Origin of the sequence: Paraburkholderia sprentiae WSM5005 (assembly GCF_001865575.2) — a bacterium.
Classification (GTDB): Bacteria; Pseudomonadota; Gammaproteobacteria; order Burkholderiales; family Burkholderiaceae; genus Paraburkholderia; species Paraburkholderia sprentiae.
This window is the reverse complement of record NZ_CP017561.2, coordinates 1,627,076-1,645,140: the sequence shown is the minus strand read 5'-3', so window position 1 is coordinate 1,645,140 and position 18,065 is coordinate 1,627,076. Positions and strand designations below refer to the sequence as shown.

Annotated in this window: 14 protein-coding genes and 1 tRNA gene; 7 read left to right on the top strand and 8 right to left on the bottom strand. The window is 65.3% G+C overall.

Going from position 1 to position 18,065, the window contains the following annotated elements:
* Positions 1–9 precede the first annotated feature (9 nt).
* The 3 genes from BJG93_RS07515 to pgi all read left to right on the top strand — a co-directional run bounded on the left by BJG93_RS07515 (position 10) and on the right by pgi (position 4,877).
* Positions 10–1,305 carry an FAD-dependent oxidoreductase gene (locus BJG93_RS07515; RefSeq protein ID WP_027197686.1) on the top strand — a complete coding sequence of 432 codons (1,296 nt, stop codon included), beginning with the start codon at positions 10–12 and terminating at the stop codon, positions 1,303–1,305.
* Between the two features lie 116 nt (positions 1,306–1,421).
* Complete coding sequence (locus tag BJG93_RS07510) at positions 1,422–3,065, top strand: bifunctional ADP-dependent NAD(P)H-hydrate dehydratase/NAD(P)H-hydrate epimerase (RefSeq protein ID WP_071336529.1); 1,644 nt, start codon at positions 1,422–1,424, stop codon at positions 3,063–3,065.
* Positions 3,066–3,254: 189 nt separating this feature from the next.
* A complete protein-coding gene (gene pgi, locus BJG93_RS07505) occupies positions 3,255–4,877 on the top strand; it encodes a glucose-6-phosphate isomerase (RefSeq protein WP_027197685.1) in 1,623 nt (540 codons plus the stop codon).
* Between the two features lie 132 nt (positions 4,878–5,009).
* Here pgi and BJG93_RS07500 read toward each other — a convergent pair whose 3' ends face one another.
* Positions 5,010–5,696 carry an ABC transporter ATP-binding protein gene (locus BJG93_RS07500; protein ID WP_027197684.1) on the bottom strand — a complete coding sequence of 229 codons (687 nt, stop codon included), beginning with the start codon at positions 5,694–5,696 and terminating at the stop codon, positions 5,010–5,012.
* Between BJG93_RS07500 and BJG93_RS07495 the strand changes: the two genes are divergently transcribed.
* Together BJG93_RS07495 and BJG93_RS07490 are read left to right on the top strand one after the other, a co-directional pair.
* Positions 5,695–6,399, top strand: coding sequence for an arylesterase (locus BJG93_RS07495; protein ID WP_034479376.1), 705 nt, complete (start codon positions 5,695–5,697; stop codon positions 6,397–6,399). The two genes, BJG93_RS07500 and BJG93_RS07495, sit on opposite strands and share 2 nt — an antisense overlap.
* A 113-nt stretch (positions 6,400–6,512) precedes the next feature.
* Entirely contained in the window at positions 6,513–6,854 is a 342-nt protein-coding gene (locus BJG93_RS07490) for a hypothetical protein (RefSeq protein ID WP_027197682.1), read from the top strand.
* Between the two features lie 73 nt (positions 6,855–6,927).
* Here BJG93_RS07490 and BJG93_RS07485 read toward each other — a convergent pair whose 3' ends face one another.
* From BJG93_RS07485 to BJG93_RS07460, 6 genes are all read right to left on the bottom strand, one after another.
* Positions 6,928–8,862 (bottom strand): SurA N-terminal domain-containing protein, encoded by a 1,935-nt coding sequence (locus tag BJG93_RS07485; RefSeq protein WP_027197681.1) that lies wholly within the window; start codon positions 8,860–8,862, stop codon positions 6,928–6,930.
* Positions 8,863–8,948: 86 nt separating this feature from the next.
* A tRNA-Asp gene (locus BJG93_RS07480) sits at positions 8,949–9,025 on the bottom strand.
* Positions 9,026–9,198: 173 nt separating this feature from the next.
* Positions 9,199–12,303, bottom strand: coding sequence for an efflux RND transporter permease subunit (locus BJG93_RS07475; RefSeq protein WP_154671884.1), 3,105 nt, complete (start codon positions 12,301–12,303; stop codon positions 9,199–9,201).
* Between the two features lie 5 nt (positions 12,304–12,308).
* Entirely contained in the window at positions 12,309–13,520 is a 1,212-nt protein-coding gene (locus BJG93_RS07470) for an efflux RND transporter periplasmic adaptor subunit (protein WP_051374394.1), read from the bottom strand.
* The gene (locus tag BJG93_RS07465) at positions 13,517–14,932 is read right to left on the bottom strand and encodes an efflux transporter outer membrane subunit (RefSeq protein WP_034479372.1); all 1,416 of its coding nucleotides are present in this window, start codon (positions 14,930–14,932) and stop codon (positions 13,517–13,519) included. Before BJG93_RS07465 ends, BJG93_RS07470 begins: the two co-directional genes overlap by 4 nt.
* Positions 14,933–15,125: 193 nt before the next feature.
* Positions 15,126–15,803 (bottom strand): response regulator transcription factor, encoded by a 678-nt coding sequence (locus BJG93_RS07460; RefSeq protein ID WP_027197679.1) that lies wholly within the window; start codon positions 15,801–15,803, stop codon positions 15,126–15,128.
* A 163-nt stretch (positions 15,804–15,966) separates the two neighbouring features.
* Here BJG93_RS07460 and BJG93_RS07455 point away from each other — a divergent pair, with 163 nt between their 5' ends.
* Positions 15,967–16,650, top strand: a complete 684-nt coding sequence (locus BJG93_RS07455; protein ID WP_027197678.1) for a response regulator transcription factor — start codon at positions 15,967–15,969, stop codon at positions 16,648–16,650.
* On the opposite strand, the gene BJG93_RS07450 is transcribed toward BJG93_RS07455, so the two are convergent.
* Positions 16,565–17,098 carry a hypothetical protein gene (locus BJG93_RS07450; RefSeq protein ID WP_231337445.1) on the bottom strand — a complete coding sequence of 178 codons (534 nt, stop codon included), beginning with the start codon at positions 17,096–17,098 and terminating at the stop codon, positions 16,565–16,567. The genes BJG93_RS07455 and BJG93_RS07450 overlap by 86 nt on opposite strands.
* Positions 17,099–17,116: 18 nt before the next feature.
* On the opposite strand from BJG93_RS07450, the gene BJG93_RS07445 reads away from it, so the two are divergent.
* Positions 17,117–18,013, top strand: coding sequence for a sensor histidine kinase (locus tag BJG93_RS07445; protein WP_231337444.1), 897 nt, complete (start codon positions 17,117–17,119; stop codon positions 18,011–18,013).
* The last annotated feature ends 52 nt before the right edge of the window (positions 18,014–18,065 follow it).

The window sequence follows — 18,065 nt, the reverse complement described above, 5'->3', positions numbered from 1 at the left end:
AATCAGAGCATGGATGTCATCGTCATTGGCGGCGGAGTAGCGGGCGTCGCCACCGCTTATCACCTGCGCGCGGCCGGCCACCGGGTATGCGTCGTCGAGCGTCATGCGACCGTCGCGCAAGGCGCCACCTACGGCCAAGGCGGCAGCGTGCTGCCGACGCCGCTCGACGTCTGGTTCGGCCCGACCTTCATGGCGAGCCGCCACAACGCGAAAAACGGCGTGATCAGCAAGACCGGCTTCAACGGCGCCGCGCGGCAGTTCATCAAGCAGCTCGGAGCGTGGCAGGAACCCGAGGCGTTCGCGCGCCAGTACGCGCTGCTGCGGCCGCTGATCGAATCCTCGCGCGACGCGATGGCCGACGTCGAAGCCCGCTTCGGTCTCGAATTCGAGCAGGCGAGCGGGCTCTTGTACCTCGTGCGCGCCGCACACGAATGGGAACTGAGCACGGCCGCGCTCGATCTGCTGCGCCAGTTCGAGGTGCCGCATCACGTGCTCGGCCCGGTCGAATGCGCGGCGTTCGAGCATGCGGTGCCGACCGACCCGGAATTCGCGGGCGGCGTGCGGTTCGAGCACGAGCGCACCGCGAACTGTCCGCTCTTCACGAAGCTCGTCAAACAGGTGCTCGATACGCTGGGCGGCGTGCGGTTCATGCCGAACTGCGAGGTGACAGGCATTCGTCTCGAAAGCGAACGCGCGGCGGTCGAACTGGCGCCGCGAGATAACGCGCCGCGCTCGCGCGACATCGACGTGGTCCAGGCCGACGCGGTCGTGGTCGCGGCCGGTTACGGCAGCCTCGCGCTGCTCGAGCGCGCCGGGCTCAGGTTGCCGCTGCATCCGCTGCGGCTGCATACGCTGGTCGCGCCCATCGCGCACGAGGAATGCGCGCCGCACGTCGCGATCGTCGATGCGGTCAAGCGCATCGGCATCAGCCGCATGAACCATCGGCTACGCATCGCGGGCGGCGCGGTGCTGCAAAGCGCCAGCCAGATCGACAAGCCGCTCGGCGAAGCGCTGACAAAAGAGGCGCTTGCGCTGCTCGGTCAGGCGACGCACGACTGGATTCCGGGCGCCGCGCGCATTTCGGCGGCGCTGCCGTGGGAAGGCGTGAAACTGCTGTCGCCCGATGGCTTGCCGGTGATCGGCAACGCGCTGCATCCGCGGCTGTTCGTCAACCTCGGACACGGCCCGGCCGGCTGGGGTCTCGCGTGCGGCGCGGGCAAACTGGTGGCGGAACTGCTGTCGGAACAGACGCCGACGCTGCCACCGGACACGCTCGCGGCGTTGCGGCCGCAGCGGTTCCAGTAAGGCCTCGCGCGCGCTCCTCTGCAACCGAAACAGCCGCACGCCATGCGCGCATCGGCACTACCATAGCGATTCCAACGTCTGCCCGCCGTGCCGCGGGCACACCGCCAGGCTTCGCCATGACAGACGCAGAAAACTCGCTGCCCACTCTTTTCGATCCGCTGAGCGACTCGCAGCCGCGCGCGCTGCCGCTGCTGACGCTGACCGATTTGCGGATCGCCGAATCCCAGGCCGCCGCGACCTTCCCCGAACATACGCTGATGGCGCGCGCCGGCCACGCGGCCGCGCGCTGGCTGCTCGAACGAATCGCCGCCGATACATCGGTGACGAAGTCGCAGCAGCGCGTGTGGCTGATCGCCGGCCCCGGCAACAACGGCGGTGACGCGCTGGTGGTCGCGACGGAACTGCATAAGGCTGGCATCGCCGTCGAAGTCTGCATGCCGGTGGAAGTGAGGCCCGCCGACGCGCGCTGGGCACTCGACGCCGCGCGCGCCGCGGGCGTGCCGATCGACGCGGCGCCGCCCGCCTCGCTCGACGGCTATGGCTGGCTCGTCGACGGCATGTTCGGCATCGGCCTCGCGCGGCCGCTCGATGGCGTGTTCGCGGCACTCGCGCGGCAGTTGTCGCAGCGCACGAAGACGCGCCCGACACAAGGCGCCGTGCTCGCGCTCGACGTGCCCAGCGGCCTCGACAGCGACACCGGCGCGGTGATCGGTGACGTCAACGGCGCGGCGGCGGTCCATGCGACGCACACGATCACCTTCATCGGCGCGAAGCCCGGGCTTTTCACCGCGCAGGGCCGCGATCTCGCCGGCCGGGTGACGGTCGCTCCGATCGGGCTCGCCGCCGGGATGGACGGCGACGGCAGCCCGGCTGCCGGCACCGGCGCCCCGCGCGCCGCGATCCAGCTCAGCGCCCCCGCCCTCTTCGGCCCCTTCATGCCCCCGCGCGACTTCGCGACCAACAAGGGCACCTTTGGCAGCCTCGCGGTGGTCGGCGGCGACACCGGCATGTGCGGCGCGCCGATCCTCGCGGCGCGCGCGGCGCTCTACACCGGCGCGGGCAAGGTGCACGTCGCGCTGCTCGGCGAAGGCGCCCCGCCCTACGATCCGCCGCACCCAGAACTGATGCTGCATCCGATCGACACGCTGCCGCTCGATTCGATGGACGCACTTGCGATCGGCTGCGGCATGGGGCATGGCGAACGTGCTACGCGCGTACTGCACGACGTGCTGCCGCTCGACGTCCCGAAGCTGTTCGATGCCGATGCGCTCAACCTGATCGCCCAAGATCCCGCGCTCGCCGCGGAAGTCACCGCACGCGGCGTGCAAGGCGATCCATGCATCCTCACGCCGCATCCGCTCGAAGCGGCGCGTCTGCTTGGCAGCGACGCGGCGAGCGTGCAGCGCGACCGGCTCGCGGCCGCCCGCGCGCTCGCGGCGCGCTTTGCGAGCGTCGTCGTGCTGAAGGGCGTCGGCACCCTCATTGCCGCGCCCGATGGCCGCCTCGCGCTCAACCCGACCGGCAACGCCGCGCTCGCGACGGGCGGCACCGGCGACGTACTCGGCGGCATCATCGGCGCGCTGCTCGCGCAGCGCCTGCCACGCTTCGAGGCGGCGCTCGCGGGCGTCTATCTGCACGGCCTTGCCGCCGATACGCTGAGCGCGCAAGGCGATGGCCCCGCGGGTCTGACGGCCGGCGAGCTGGCGCCGATGGTGCGGACCCTGTTGAACCGGCTGTTCTATCCGGCGACGCTGGCTTGACGCACGTATCGCGCGCGGGTTGCTCGCATCGCTCGTTCGCACCGATGACACGGCGCGATCCCAATCATCGCGAACGCGCGCAACGCACCGCTGCCCGTCGCGCATCCCCGCTATACTGATTGCCTCTGCGCCGCGCGCCAGAGCATCATGCGCGCGCCTTCCTTCGTGCCCCTTGGTTAGACGGACGCTATGACCCAGAACTCGCTCCCCGCCTGGTCCTCGCTGCAGACGCATTACGACACGATTCGCGATGCGCATCTGCGCGACTGGTTCGCCCCCGAGAACGATCCCGCTCCCACCCGCGCCGAACGCTTCACGTTCGCGGGCGGCGGTCTCTCAGCCGATTTCTCGAAGCACCGCATCACCGAAGAAACGCTGCGGCTGCTCGTGCAACTCGCGCGCGAGGCCGGCGTGGAAAAGCGCCGCGACGCGATGTTCGCGGGCGAGATCGTCAATCCGACCGAAGGCCGCGCCGCGCTGCATACCGCATTGCGCGCAACCGACCCGAACGCGCCGTTCTTCGCCGAAGTGCAGGCCGAGCGCAAGAAAATGGCCGCGTTCGCCGAGCAGGTTCGCAGCGGCGCATGGACCGGCTATACCGGCAAGCGGATTCGTCATGTCGTGAACATTGGCATCGGCGGCTCGGATCTCGGGCCGAAGATGGTCGTGCACGCGCTGCATCATCTCGCAGCGCCCGAGATCTCGACGCACTTCGTGTCGAACGTCGACGGCGCCGATCTGTACAACGTGATGCAGCAGATCGATCCCGAAGAGACGCTCGCGATCATCGTGTCGAAGACCTTCACGACGCTCGAAACGATGACCAATGCGCGCTCGCTGCGCGACTTCTTCATCAAGAACGGCTGTCCGGAAAGCGCGCTTGCAAAGCACTTCGTCGGCGTGTCGGCCAATCCCGCCGAAGTCGTGAAGTTCGGCATCGCGAAAGAGAACGTGTTCGAGATGTGGGACTGGGTCGGCGGCCGCTATTCGCTGTGGTCGGCCGTCGGTCTGTCGATCATGATCGCGATCGGCCCGCAGCAGTTCGACGAACTGCTCGCCGGCGCCCACGAGATGGACCAGCATTTCCGCACCGCGCCACTCGAAAAGAACCTGCCGGTGCTGCTCGGCATGATCGGCATCTGGTATCGCAACTTCTTCGGCTCGCAGAGCTATCTGGTCGCGCCGTACTCGCAGGCGCTGCAATTCCTGCCGTCGTATCTGCAGCAGCTCGAAATGGAGAGCAACGGCAAGTCCGCGCGTCTCGACGGCGCGATGGTCGACTATGCGACTTCCGCGGTCACGTGGGGCGAACCGGGCACGAACGGACAGCACGCGTTCTTCCAGATGCTGCACCAGGGCCCGACGATCGTGCCGATCGATTTCATCGCGGTGCTGACGCCCGAGCATCCGCTCGCGAGCCATCATCCGAAGCTGCTCGCGAACTGCTTCGCGCAGAGCGAAGCATTGATGCTGGGTCGCACGCTTGAAGAAGCGAAGAAGGTGGCCGGCCCCGACAAACCGGAACTCGCGCCGCACCTGACGTTCCCTGGCAACCGCCCCACCGCGACCCTGCTGCTCGACGCGTTGACCGCGCGCACGCTCGGCGCACTGATCGCGCTTTATGAGCATAAGGTGCTGGTGCAGGCGTCGGTGTGGAACATCAACCCGTTCGATCAATGGGGCGTCGAGCTCGGCAAGATCCTCGGCAAGGTGGTCGAGGCCGACCTGGGCGCCGCAAGCGCCGACGTGAAGAAGCATGACTCGTCGACTTCGGCGTTGATCGCGCGGGCGCGTGCTGCGCTAAAGCGCTGACTCGGCAGTTTGAAGCGCGCAATAGCATGCGATAACGGGCGATAAACGAAGCGGGCTACGGCCCGCTTCGTTTTTGCCGCGACGACGACACGCTCGAGGTACGCGAGCGCAAGCCTGCGATCCGCCCGATCATCAAGCGAGCCGCCCTGCTTCGATAGTCACCGTCGTATCGCAACGGCGCGCGAGTTCGATGTCATGCGTCACGAGCACGAGCGTCGCGCCATGCGCGCGATTCATCTCGAACATCAGATCGATGACCGCGTGGCCAGTCGCCGCGTCGAGACTGCCGGTAGGTTCGTCGGCGAACAGGATCGCCGGGTGCGTGACGAACGCGCGCGCGAGCGCCACGCGCTGCTGCTCTCCGCCCGACAGCAGCTTCGGATAATGACCGGTACGCTGCCCGAGCCCGACCTGTTCCAGCAGCTCGCGCGCACGCGCGATGGCCTCGCGTGTGCCGATGCCGCCTTGCAGCTCGAGCGGCAGCGTGACGTTTTCGAGCGCGGTCAGGTGCGGCATCAATTGAAACGACTGGAACACGAAACCGACCGCGCCGCTGCGCAACGCGGCGCGCCCGTCTTCGTCGAGCTCGCCGAGGTCGCGGCCCAGCAGCCGAACCGAGCCCGCGCTCGCGCTGTCCAATCCCGCGAGCAAGCCGAGCAGCGTAGACTTGCCCGACCCGGATGCACCGACGATCGCCACGCTGCTGCCGGCATCGATGGCAAGATCGATGTGATCGAGAATCGTCAGTTCACCCGTCGCATCCTTAACCCTCTTGCACAAACCCCGCACTTCAATGACTGGATCAGTTCTGTTTGGCATGGTGAAGCGTAGGTTGAAAGTGCGCGCCATCGCCCCTCGCGCCGCGGCGCTGACTGCGGCATTCGGCGCGGCCATGATGGCCGCCGCGCTGGTTTCGTTACCGTTGCAGGCTCGCGCGGCGAATGCGCCCCAGCCCGCGAAGCCGGTGATCGTCGTGCTCGGCGACAGCATCTCAGCCGAATACGGTTTGCCCCGCGATACGGGCTGGGTTGCGTTGATGCGTCAGCGTCTTGCCGAAGAGCGCATCGATTATAGCGTCGCCAATGCGAGTATCAGCGGCGACACGACGAGCGGCGGACGCGCGCGTCTGCCCGCGCTGATGGAACGGCTCAAGCCGAGCATCGTGATCGTCGAGCTCGGTGCCAATGACGCATTGCGCGGCGTGCCGCTCACCACGACCGAGGACAACCTGCGCACGATCATCGAACAGGCGCAGCAAGGCCACGCGAAGGTCGTGCTCATCGGCATGTACGTGCCGCCCAATTACGGCCCCGACTACACGCAAAAGTTCCACGGCCTCTACGGCCAGTTGTCGAAGGAATTCCATCTGCCGCTCGTGCCGTTTCTGCTCGCCGGCATCGCGGATAAACCGGACATGTTCCAGGCCGATCAGATCCACCCCACGCAGCAGGCACAGCCGCTGCTACTCAACAACGTGTGGCCCGCTGTCAAGCCACTCCTTCGCACAAGTTCGCCGCACTGAAAAGCCTGCTAACGACTTGTTTCCGGAACTTGGGGAGCACGGATCGTAGCCCCGACACATTCGCCATCCCGTGCCACCCGGCTCATTCTTGAGCGACTTCTGAGGAGATAACGTTGAAATATTTACCGTTAATCGCTTTGACCGTTGCCATTTCGGCCTGCGCGGCGCAACCGCCGGCCGGCGTTCAGTCGGTGGGTCAAAGCCAGCAGCCGCCTCGCGCCGTCGCAACCTGCATTGCGCAGAAATGGGCGGATAGCTCGCAGCAACAGGTGGTGTTGCAAAGCACCCTCGCCAACGATCAGGCCATGGACGTCTATGTCCCGGGCCAGCAGCCACCCAACGGCGCGGCCGCGGTGGTCCGTCCGTCGTATAGCGGCAAGGGCACCTGGGTCGGCTTCCGCGCCGGCGGCGCTGGCGGCAGCAACGCCACCGGTGCGATCAGCGGCTGTCTGTGAAGCTGCCGCTCGGGCTGTAGACAAAAAAAGCCCCGCATCCGCGGGGCTTTTCTTTTTGCCGACCAGGTAACGCTTATTGGTCGGCCGTCTGCGCAGCGCTGTCGGGCGTACCGTAGAACTTCACGCTGGAGCGCTCGCGCAGCGCTTTCAGATAGGCTTCGACCTGCGACTGCGCGTCCACCTGCGCAATCTGCTGCTGCGCGACGGCGAGATGCTGTGCATCGGTAGGAGCCGGCGGCAAGATCTGGTTCACGCGATAGATCGCATAGCCGTCGTCGCCGAGATCGACACCGACGTAGGCAGGCAGCTTTTGCGCATCGACCTTGTAGATTGCGCTCAATGCGGCAGGCGGCACGCCCTGCGCGTCATTGCGCGACACCTTCAGCGGCGACGAGAAACCGGCGGTCGACTTCGACTTCTCGAACTCGGCCAGCTTCGCGACGCCGTCCTTGTGCGCCGCTTCGTTCGACTGCTCGGCGATCACTTTCTGGCGCACTGCATCCTTCACCGCGTCGAATGCGGGCACGGCAGCGGGCTTGTAGTCAGTGACGCGCCCGGCAATCAGCGTGTTGTTGCCGACGTCGATGGCCTGCGTATTGTTGTGCGCCGACACCGAGTCGTTCGCGAACACGGCCGCGAGGAACTTCGGGTTATTCAGCGGGCTATCGGGCGGCAGCTTCGGATCCGGCTGCGGCGTGACCGTCGCCGTCTGGATCTGCAGCTTGAACTTGTCCGCAGCCGGCTGCAGGCTCTTGGCCTTTTCATAGACGAGCGACGTGAAGGCTTCCGAGCTGTCCGTGAACGCCTTGCTCGCCAGTTGCGTCTTCAACTCCTTGGCGATCTGGTCTTTCACTTCGTCGAACGGCTTGGTGACCGCCGGCTTCACATCCGTGACCTTGATGATGTGGAAACCGAAGTCGGTCTGCACGATGCCGCTGATTTCGTCCTTCTTCAGCGCGAACACCGCGTCGTCGAAGGCCTGGCCGCCCGCGATCATGCCGCGGCCGAAGTAACCGAGATCGCCGCCCTTCGATGCGGAGCCCGGGTCCTGCGAATTCTGCTGCGCGATCTGCGCGAACTGGTCCGGATGCGCCTTGACTTGCGCGAGCAACGCCTCGGCTTTCTGCTTCGCCTTGGCCTTGTCGGCCGCGCTCGCGTCCTTCGGTGCCGCGATCAGAATATGGCTCGCGCGCACTTCGCCTTCGGTGCGAAAGTGCGCGATGTTGTCGTCGTAGTACTTCTTCAGGTCCGCGTCGCTCGGCTGCACCGATGCGCTCAGCGTGGCGGGCGACATCACCAGGTACTGGATCGTTGCGGTAGCGGGCGTCGCGAAGTCGTTGCGATGCGCGTCGTAATACGCTTGCAGCTGCGCATCGGTCGGCTGGATCTTCGCCGCGTAGTCGTGCGGATGGAATGCGATGCCCTGCACTTCACGCTGCTGCTGGGCGAGCTCGGTCAGGTGCTGCGCGAGCGTCTTCGACGTGAACGCGCTCGCCTCGATGCTCGCGGGCAGTTCCTGCATCGCGAGGTTGTAGCGCACGCGTTCGTCGTACTGATCGGGCGTCATGCCCTGCATCGCAAGCAATTGCTTGTAGCGGTCGAGGTCGATCGAACCGTCGGGGTTCTTCAGCGACGAGATCACCGGATCGGACAGCAGCGCGCGGCGCACCGCTTCGTCCGATGCGGTCAGATGCAGACGTTGGGTTTCGTCGGCGAGCACGCGCTGCTCGATCATGCCGTCGAGCATCTGGCGACGGCGCTCCGGCGTGTCGAACAACTTCATGTCGAACTGCGCGCCGAGCATCTGGCGCCCGCGATCGATCTGCTGACGCATCGCGTCGTCGTATTCGACGCGAGTGATCTTGTGACCGTTGACACTCGCGACGTTTGCACTTTCGTCAAAGAAGCCGCGGAAGCCCTGGATACCCACGAAACCCAACCCCGGCAAAATGACGAGGATGAGCATGAACATCATCAGGCGTTGGTGATTGCGGAAAAAATCGAGCATGCGTGAGGGGTGCCAAAAACAGAACGCCCGATCTTACAACAGCGGGCAACAAAAAAGGCGAACCGGAGTTCGCCTTTCGTGGATACTGGCGGAGTGGACGGGACTCGAACCCGCGACCCCCGGCGTGACAGGCCGGTATTCTAACCGACTGAACTACCACTCCTTATACTGCGCTTTTGCTACGTTCGCTGCCGAAAACACTGCCGCCGAATCTACAACGATCTGAGATTTTGCCGCAAATGTCGCAGTTTGGCAACGGAATTCAGCGCGCGGCCGCCGTGCGGAATCAGCGGCGCGCATGGCGACAGTAAGAAGCCCCAGGCAGGCAGAAGGCAGTCAACCGACGGCCTCCCGCTCGACGACACTGTCTGTCGCGCGCCGATCAGCGTGCCAATGCGACAGACGGTCGAACCACAGGTGCACGACCGGCGTCGTGAACAACGTCAGCATTTGCGAAACAATCAGTCCACCGACAATCGCTATGCCAAGCGGCACGCGCAATTCGGCACCCGCGCCATGCCCGAGCGCCAGCGGCAGCGCGCCGAACAGCGCGGCGAGCGTCGTCATCATGATCGGGCGGAAGCGCAGCACACAGGCCTGCCGGATCGCATCGCGCGGCGACAAACCATGCTCGCGCTCGGCCACCAGCGCAAAGTCGATCATCATGATCGCGTTCTTCTTGACGATGCCGATCAGCAAGATGATGCCGATCATTCCCATGATCGACAGATCCTGACCACACAGCATCAACGCAAGCAAGGCGCCCACACCCGCCGAGGGCAGCGTCGAAATGATGGTGAGCGGGTGAATCGCGCTTTCGTACAGGATGCCGAGAATCAGATACACCACCACGAGCGCCGCGGCGATCAGATACGGCTCAGTCGCGAGCGACGCCTGGAACGCCTGCGCGGTGCCCTGAAACGAGCCCGTCAAACTATCCGGCTTGCCCGCCGCGACTTCGGCCTGGCGAATCGCCGCCACCGCGTTGCCAAGCGACTGAGCCGCCGCCAGATTGAACGAGATCGTCACGGCCGGGAACAAGCCCTGGTGATTCACCGAGATCGGCGACACGTCGTTTTCGATCCTGGCGAGCGTATCGAGCGGCACCAGTTCGTTCGTGAGCGGCGAGCGCACGTAGAGATGCGCCAGTGCATCCGTCGTCAGTTGAAAGCGCGGGTCGACTTCTTCGACGACGTGGTACTGATTCAGCTCCGTGAACAGCGTCGCGATCTGCCGCTGGCCGAATGCATCGTAAAGCGTGTCGTCGATGGCTTGCGCCGTGATGCCGAAACGCGACGCGGTGCTGCGATCGATCACCAGTGTTGCGCTGGTAGCGGCGGCCTGCTGGTCGGACGTGACGTCGGCCAGTTGCGGCAGTTTCGACAGGCGCTCGGTCAGTACGCCCGCCCAGTGATTCAACTCGTTGATGTCAGGATCCTGCAACGTGTACTGATACTGCGCGGCGCTGATACGGCCCCCCACCTGAATGTCCTGCCGGACCTGCATCGACACCGAGATGCCCATGACCTTCGCCAACTGCGGCTTTAAGCGATTGAGCACCTGCACAGCACTGTCCTTGCGCTGAGCGAACGGTTTCAGGTTGATCATGACGCGCCCCTGGCTCACGGTCGGGTTAGCGCCCATCCAGTAGTAAACGTTGTCGACGGCGGGGTCGGCCTCGATGATATGGCCCACCTGCTGCATCTTCTGCGACATCGAGCGGGGCGAAATGTCCGGCGCGGCTTGGGCGACGCCCATGATCAGGCCGGAGTCCTCCTGCGGGAAAAATCCCTTGGGGATCGCGACGAACAACGCGCCGGTCGCAACGATCGTCGCCACGGTGACAGCCAGCATCAGCTTCTGGTGGTCCAGCACCCAATCGAGGCCACGCTCGTAGCGCCGCTCTACCGCGCTAAAGATCGCTTCCAGCCAGGCTTCGAGCCTGCGCATCCGGCCGCCGTCACCCGGCTCGGGCAAACGGATCAGCCAGCCGCACAACATCGGTGTAACGGTCAGCGATACCAGTGCCGACATCACGATCGCGGCGCTCACCGTCATCGCGAATTCGCGAAACAGCCGCCCGACGATGCCGCCCATCAACAGGATCGGGATGAACACGGCGATCAGCGAGATGGTCATCGAAATGATCGTGAAGCGCACTTCCATCGCGCCGAGCAAGGCGGCCTTCATTCTCGGCACGCCCTCTTCGATATGCCGCATGACGTTTTCGATCACGACGATCGCATCGTCCACCACGAAGCCGACCGCGATGGTCAAGCCCATCAGCGACAGATTGTCGAGGCTATAGCCGAGCAGGTACATGACGCCGAACGTGGCGACCAGCGACAGCGGAATCGTCAGGCTCGGAATGACCGTCGCCCACAGGTTGCGCAGAAACGAGAAGATCACCATCACGACAAGTGCAATCGTCAGCATCAGCGTGAACTGCACGTCGTGCACCGACGCGTCGATGGTTTGCGTGCGATCGCCCACCACATGCAGATGCGCGGCCGCGGGCAGCATCGCTTCGAGCGCGGGCAGCTTCGCCTCGATGTTGGCGATCGTCTGCACCACGTTATAGCCCGGCTGCTTGTGAATATCGAGCACGATCGCGCGTTCGGACTGAAGCCATGCGGCCTGCTGGTCGTCCTCGGCGGCGTTCAGCACGGTGCCGAGATCGGACACGCGAATCGGCGCGCCGTTCTTGTACGCGACCACCAGATCGCGGTACTGCGAGGCGGTCGTGATCTGGTCGGTCGCGTTGAAGATCACCGAGCGATCCGGGCCGTTCAGGCTGCCCTTCGGTGCATTGACCGTCTGCACGCCGACGATCGAGCGCACATCTTCCAGCGTCAGGCCGCGCGCGGTGAGCTTGTCGGGGTCGAGCTGAATACGTACCGCGGGGCGCTGCTGGCCGTGGAAATCAACCAGACCGACGCCGGGCATCTGCGAGATCTGTTGCGCCAGATAGTCTTCGGCGTAGCTGTCGAGCTGCGTGAGCGTCAGCGAGGGCGACGTCAGCGCCAGTGACAGCAACGTAAAGTCGGCCGGGTTCACCTTCTGATAGGTCGGCGGGTTCGGCAGGTTCTTCGGCAACGTGCCGCCGGCTGCATTGATCGCCGTCTGCACATCCTGCGCCGCGCCATCGATGTCGCGCGACAGATCGAATTGCACAGCGATGCTGGTATTGCCGAGCGAGCTCGACGACGTCATCTGCGTCACGCCCGCAATCAGCGAAAGTTGCCGCTCCAACGGTGTCGCCACCGAGGTCGCCATGGTTTCCGCGCTCGCGCCGGGTAACTGGGCGACAACCTGGATGGTCGGAAAATCGACCTGCGGCAGTGGCGCGACCGGCAACAGAAAATACGCCACCGCGCCGACCAGCAGCACCGCGATCGCCAGAAAACTGGTCGCGATGCGCCGCTTGATGAACAGTTCCATGAGGCTCACGACGGCATATCCTGATCAGTCTGGCTGCCTGCCAGATTCGCGTTGGGCGGCGCTTCGGCACTGGCGGGAACCGTCGTCGCCGTGACAGGCACGCCCGGGTTCAAGCGGCTTTGGCCATCGAACACGACGAGATCCGCGGGCGCGATGCCACGGCGTATCTCGGTCATGCCGTCGACGGTGATACCGGTTTGCACCGGGCGCAGCTGCGCGGTGCCGTTCGCGGCGATCAAATAGAGCTGGGTGCCGTTCTGCGAATTCACCACCGCGCGGCTCGGCACCGCGAGCCGCTGCGTATCGGTGCGCACCAGCACACGCGCATTCACCAGCTCGCCGGGCCACAGCTTGCGGTCCTGGTTGGTGAACGACGCCTTGAGCCTGATCTGGCCGGTCGTAGGATCGACCGTGCTGTCGATGAACACTAGCGTGCCGTCGGCGAGCGGCGTGCTGCCGGAACGCGTGGTCACGTTCACTCCCAGCGGCGCTTTCGCCTGATTCGCGAGCACTTCAGGCAGCACGTCCTGCGGCACGGAGAACAGCACGGTGATCGGCTCCATCTGCGTGACGGTGACGATGCCGGTGGTGTCGGTCGGATGGACGATCGCGCCGATATCGGCCTCGCGCGCGCCGACGCGTCCGGTAAACGGCGCGGCGAGCGTGGTGAAGCCCAGTTGTAGCCGGTCGCTCTGGACCAGCGCGGCGTCCGCTGCGACCGTCGCCGAGAGCTCGTCGACTTGCGCCTTCGCCGTATCCACCGCCTGAGTCGTCGCCGCGCCGACGCCGACGAGTTGCGAGTAACGCGTGAGATCGAGCCGCGCGTTGTCGAGCGATGCCTGATCTTTGCGCTGCGCCGCTTGCGCTTGATGCAACTGGGCAGTGAGCGGTCCCTGATCGAGTTGCGCGAGCAGTTGGCCGGCTTTGACGTCCTGTCCTTCGGCGAAGGCGATGCGCTGCAACTGGCCGTCCACGCGCACTTTGACGTCCACGGTATTGAGCGCCTGAACCGTCCCCACGGCCGCGACGCGAATCGGGAAATCGCGGCTCACCGGATGGCCGGCATTGACCGGCACGGCGGCGGCCGGCTTGGCCGCCCGATGCTTCGGCCAGCTCGACACCCCGAGAATCACGATAACGATGACGAACGCTGCGGCGAGAAGGACGCGCCGGCGCGCATGCGGCGCTTCACGGTTCGGAAGATCTGCGGATTTCATGAGCTGGAAGCCATAGAAGAAGGGGCGCTGCTGCCGTCGGTCACGCCAAAGCCGCCGCCGAACGCGCGAAACAGGCTCACGGACGCCTGCAGGCGCGCGAGCCGCGCCTGCACCAGGGTGTCTTCGGACTGATACAGCGTGCGTTGCGCGTCAAGCACGGTCAGAAAGTCGACGGTGCCGAGCTTGTACTGGGTTTGCGCGAGCGCGGCGGCTTTGCGGGCGGCGTCGGCGGCGTCCTGGTCGGCGACTTCCGCGAGCTGCTGCTGTTGCGCCGCCGTGAGCGAGTCCTCCACGTCCTGCAGCGCGGAGATGACGGCTTGCCGGTAATCCGCGACGCCCTTCGCTTCGGCCGCCCGGCTCGCGTGCAACTGGCCACGCAGCGCGCCGCCGTCGAGGATTGGCGCCGCCAGCGAGGTGGCGAGACTGGCGAAGGGACTCGACAGGAAATGCGACAGCGACTTGCTGCCCAGTCCGCCGTCCGCGGTCAGTACGATGTTCGGCAGAAAGGCCGCGCGCGCCGCGCCGACACTCTGATTCGCCGACTGCAACTGCGCTTCCTGCGAACGGATGTCGGGGCGCGTTTCCAGCAGGCTCGCGGGCAGATTCGGGCGCGGCTGGGGAATCGGGATGTCGGCAAGCGTGGCGTCGCTGACGGTGAAGTGTTCAGGCGCGCTGCCCGCCAGCACCGCGAGCGCATGAATGTCGGTGTCGAGCTGCTGTTGCAGCGCCGGCACGGCCGCCTGGAAGGTGGCCAGCGCGTTGCGCTGCTGCTGCACCTGCAATTCGGTCGCTACGCCCGCCCGCTGTTGTGCGAGCAGCAGTTGCAGAATGCGCGCGGCATCGTCGGAAATGGAACGCGCAATCGCCAGCCGGCGGCGCAGGCTCTGCACCTGAAAATACATGTCGGTGACCGATGCGGTCAGCGTGAGCGCCACCGTGTCGCGATCGAAGCCGGAGGCGCGCGCAAGCAAGTCGGCGGCGCCGGCGTTGGCGGCGTTGAAGCCCCAGAAGTCCACCTCGTAACTGGCTTCGGCGAACAGGCTCTGGGTCTTCGTGGTCGAGCCACGTCCCTGATGGCTGCGATCGAAGCTGGCGCCGAGCGATAGCGACGGATACTGCGGCGCACCGGCTTGCTCGGCGTTGCCGCGCGCCTGTTCGACGCTCGCAATCGCGGACGCTAGCGTGAAGTTGTTGCGCAGACTGCGGTCGACCAGCGCGTCGAGCGCGGGGTCGTGATACTCGCGCCACCAGCCGCTTCTGACCGGCACGGTAGCGGCGAGCGAGCCACCGGCCGCGCCGTCGAAGGATTGCGCCAGCGGCGCGCCAGGCCGATGATAGGCGGGCACGAGCGAGCAGCCGGCGAGCACCGCGAGGCCGAGCGCACAGACGACGCGCACGGTGAAAAGGAGCACGGGAGGACTCGCTGTGCGCGACGTCTGCGCGGAACGGGACAGTCCTGACATGGGAGAACCCTAACAAGGCAATGTCGCCAGATTAGTCAGCGGGTCCTGTCGGCGCTTTCGCCCATCGATTAAAAAAATTTAATGCGGCGCGATAGGTAGCCTCGGCGCACCGAATCGGGGCTTGCAAGGCTTTGCGCGCGTGTCAGGGCGCCGGGTTCAGCACGTATCCGGCGCCGACCACCGTATGAATCAGCGCCAGCGGGAAGTCGCGGTCCACCTTGGCCCGCAGCCGATGCATGTGCATATCGATGATGTTGCCGCGCGGCTCGAAATCGTAATTCCATGCGGCCTCGAGCAGCATGCTGCGCGTCACCACCTGCCCCTCGCGGCGCAACAAACATTCGAGCAGCAGGAATTCGCGGTGCTGCAGGCGCAGATCGCGCCCGCCGCGGTTTGCGGTCCGCGCCCGCGTGTCGAGTACCAGATCCGCGCATTCGAGCCGCTCGCTCATCCTGCTGCGATCGGCGCGCCGCGCGAGCGCCTCGATTCTTGCCAGCGCTTCGACGAAGGCATATGGCTTGACGAGATAGTCGTCGCAGCCTGCGCGAATCGCCTCCACGCGTTCGTTCAGGCCGCCGACCGCCGACAGCATCAGCACCGGCGTCGTATTTCCGCCGGCGCGCAACTGCTGGACGAGGACCGTGCCGGCAAGCGCCGGCAAGCGCCGATCAGTCACGATCACGTCGTAGATGCCTTCGCGCGCATAGGCGAGCCCGGTCGCGCCGTCGGCCACCGTGTCGACAACCAGACCACTCTCGCTCAGGCCACGCGCCAGGAACTGGCTGGCGCGCAGGTCGTCTTCGATCAGCAGGATTCGCATGCGCTGCGGCTTACGTTTGAGGGGCTTACATTAAAATTTTTTCATGTTGGCGCGAAACGCCTGCACGGCTTCACACGGCATACTACCCACGTCGTAGGTACGAGCCTAGTGTAAATCGGCCGGCCAGCGCAGGTTCGACGCTCGCTCATTTCTGGAAAAAGGCATGTTGAACGTATTGGTCGTCGAGGACGACGAGCAGACTCTCGCCGAGATCGTCGAAGCGCTCAACGATCACGGCTGCCGGGTCGAAACGGCGAGTACCGGCCGCGACGGTTTGATGCTCGCGGTCGCCAACAGTTACGACGCCATCGTGCTCGATCGCATGCTGCCGGGCGGTCTCGAAGGGCTCGGCATGCTGTCGGCGTTGCGCAGCGCCGGCGTGCTCACGCCGGTGCTGATCCTGAGCGCGCTGTCGGCGGTCGACGAACGTGTGCGCGGTCTGCGCGCCGGCGGCGACGACTATCTGACCAAGCCGTTCGAGTTCATCGAACTGACCGCGCGCCTCGATGCGTTGATGCGCCGTCGCGAGGCGGCGCCCGGTGTCCAGGAGTACCTGGTCGGCCCGTTGCGTCTGGACCCGCTCAAACGCGAAGTGACCTGCGCCGGCCGCCCGGTACCGCTGCTGCCGCGCGAGTACCGGCTGCTCGAATATCTGATGCAGCACCAGGGCCAGGTGGTGAGCCGCACCATGCTGTTCGAAGCCGTATGGGACTACCGGCTCGACGAGCGGACCAACGTGATCGACGTGCACATCAGCCGTCTCAGAAAGAAGCTCGACCCGGACGGCACGGCTCCGATGATCGATACCGTGCGCGGTTCCGGGTACATGCTCCATGCGCCTGACTGAACTGCACCGCACCACCGGCTATCGCCTCGCCACGCTGTTTCTGGTGTTGTTCGGCGTGATCGCGCTGCTGCTGTTCGGTTACCTGTACCGCGAGATCACCGGCTTCGAACAGGAACGCATCGACGACTGGCTGCTTCGCGAGCACGCACAGTTGAAACGCGAAGCGCCGGATGAACTGGTCGCGCGATTCGAACATCAAGACCAGTTCGATCCGCGCCGCCAGCGCCCGTTCGGCCTGTTCGAAGCCGGCGGCAAACACCTTGCCGGCGGCTATGCGGGCGCTCAGCCGGCGATCCCGGTCTTTGACCAGCCGTTTTCGATGCGACTCGTCAATCTGCCGGGCCAACCGCCTGGGCGATGCATCGCTGCGCACGTGCCCGATGACCGCATCGCTTTGCAATGCCAGAACACCCTCGAGCTCGACCACTTCGACAACGAACTGCTGCATGCGCTGCTCTCCACCGCGATGATCACGCTCGTGATCGGCCTGCTCGGGGCGACCCTGATTGGCATTTCGGCGATGCGGCGGTTCGATGCGGTGACCGCTTCGATCGAGGAGATCGTCGCCGGCAATCTCAGCAGACGCTTGCCGGTGCATGCGAAACGCGACGACATAGACCGGCTGGTGGTCGTCGTGAACGGCATGCTCGACGAAATCGAACGCCTGATGAACGAGGTCAAAGGCGTGTGCGATGCGATTGCGCACGATCTACGCACGCCGCTCACGCGGGTGCTCGGCGGACTCGAACGTGCGCAACGGCGCGCCAGAACCGAGGCAGAGTATCGCGCGGCCATTGATGAAACCATCGTGGAAACCAGCGGCTTGCTACGCACGTTCAACGCCCTGCTGCGCATTTCGGAGATCGAAAGCGGGGTGCGGCGCGCCGGCTTCACCAGCGTCGATCTGGCCGCGGTGGCCGACGACGTGTTCGAATTCTACGAGCCGACCGCCGAAGACAAGCAGATCGGCTTCCGACTGCAGCGCACCGTGTCCGGGCCGCTGGAGATCCGGGGCGATCCCAACCTGCTGTTCGAGGCGCTGGCGAATCTGGTCGAAAACGCCATCAAGTTCGCACCGGATGGCGGAGTCGTGCATATCACGCTGTGGCACGACGCGAGAGGCACCGGCGTCACTGTCAAGGACGATGGACCAGGCATCGCACCGGCCGAGCGCGATGCCGTCCTGCGCCGCTTCTATCGTGGCGAGGCCAGCCGTCGTACGCCCGGCAGCGGCCTGGGGCTCAGTCTTGTGGCCGCCGTGGCCGGCATGCACGGCATGACGCTGGCGTTCCACGACGCGGACGTCGGTTGCGAGATCAGTCTGTTCAAACCCGCGCAAAGCCAACTGGCAGATAGCCGATGATCGATCGGCGCGCGGACTTTTTTGAAACCCGGAATTACAGGACATAAAACAA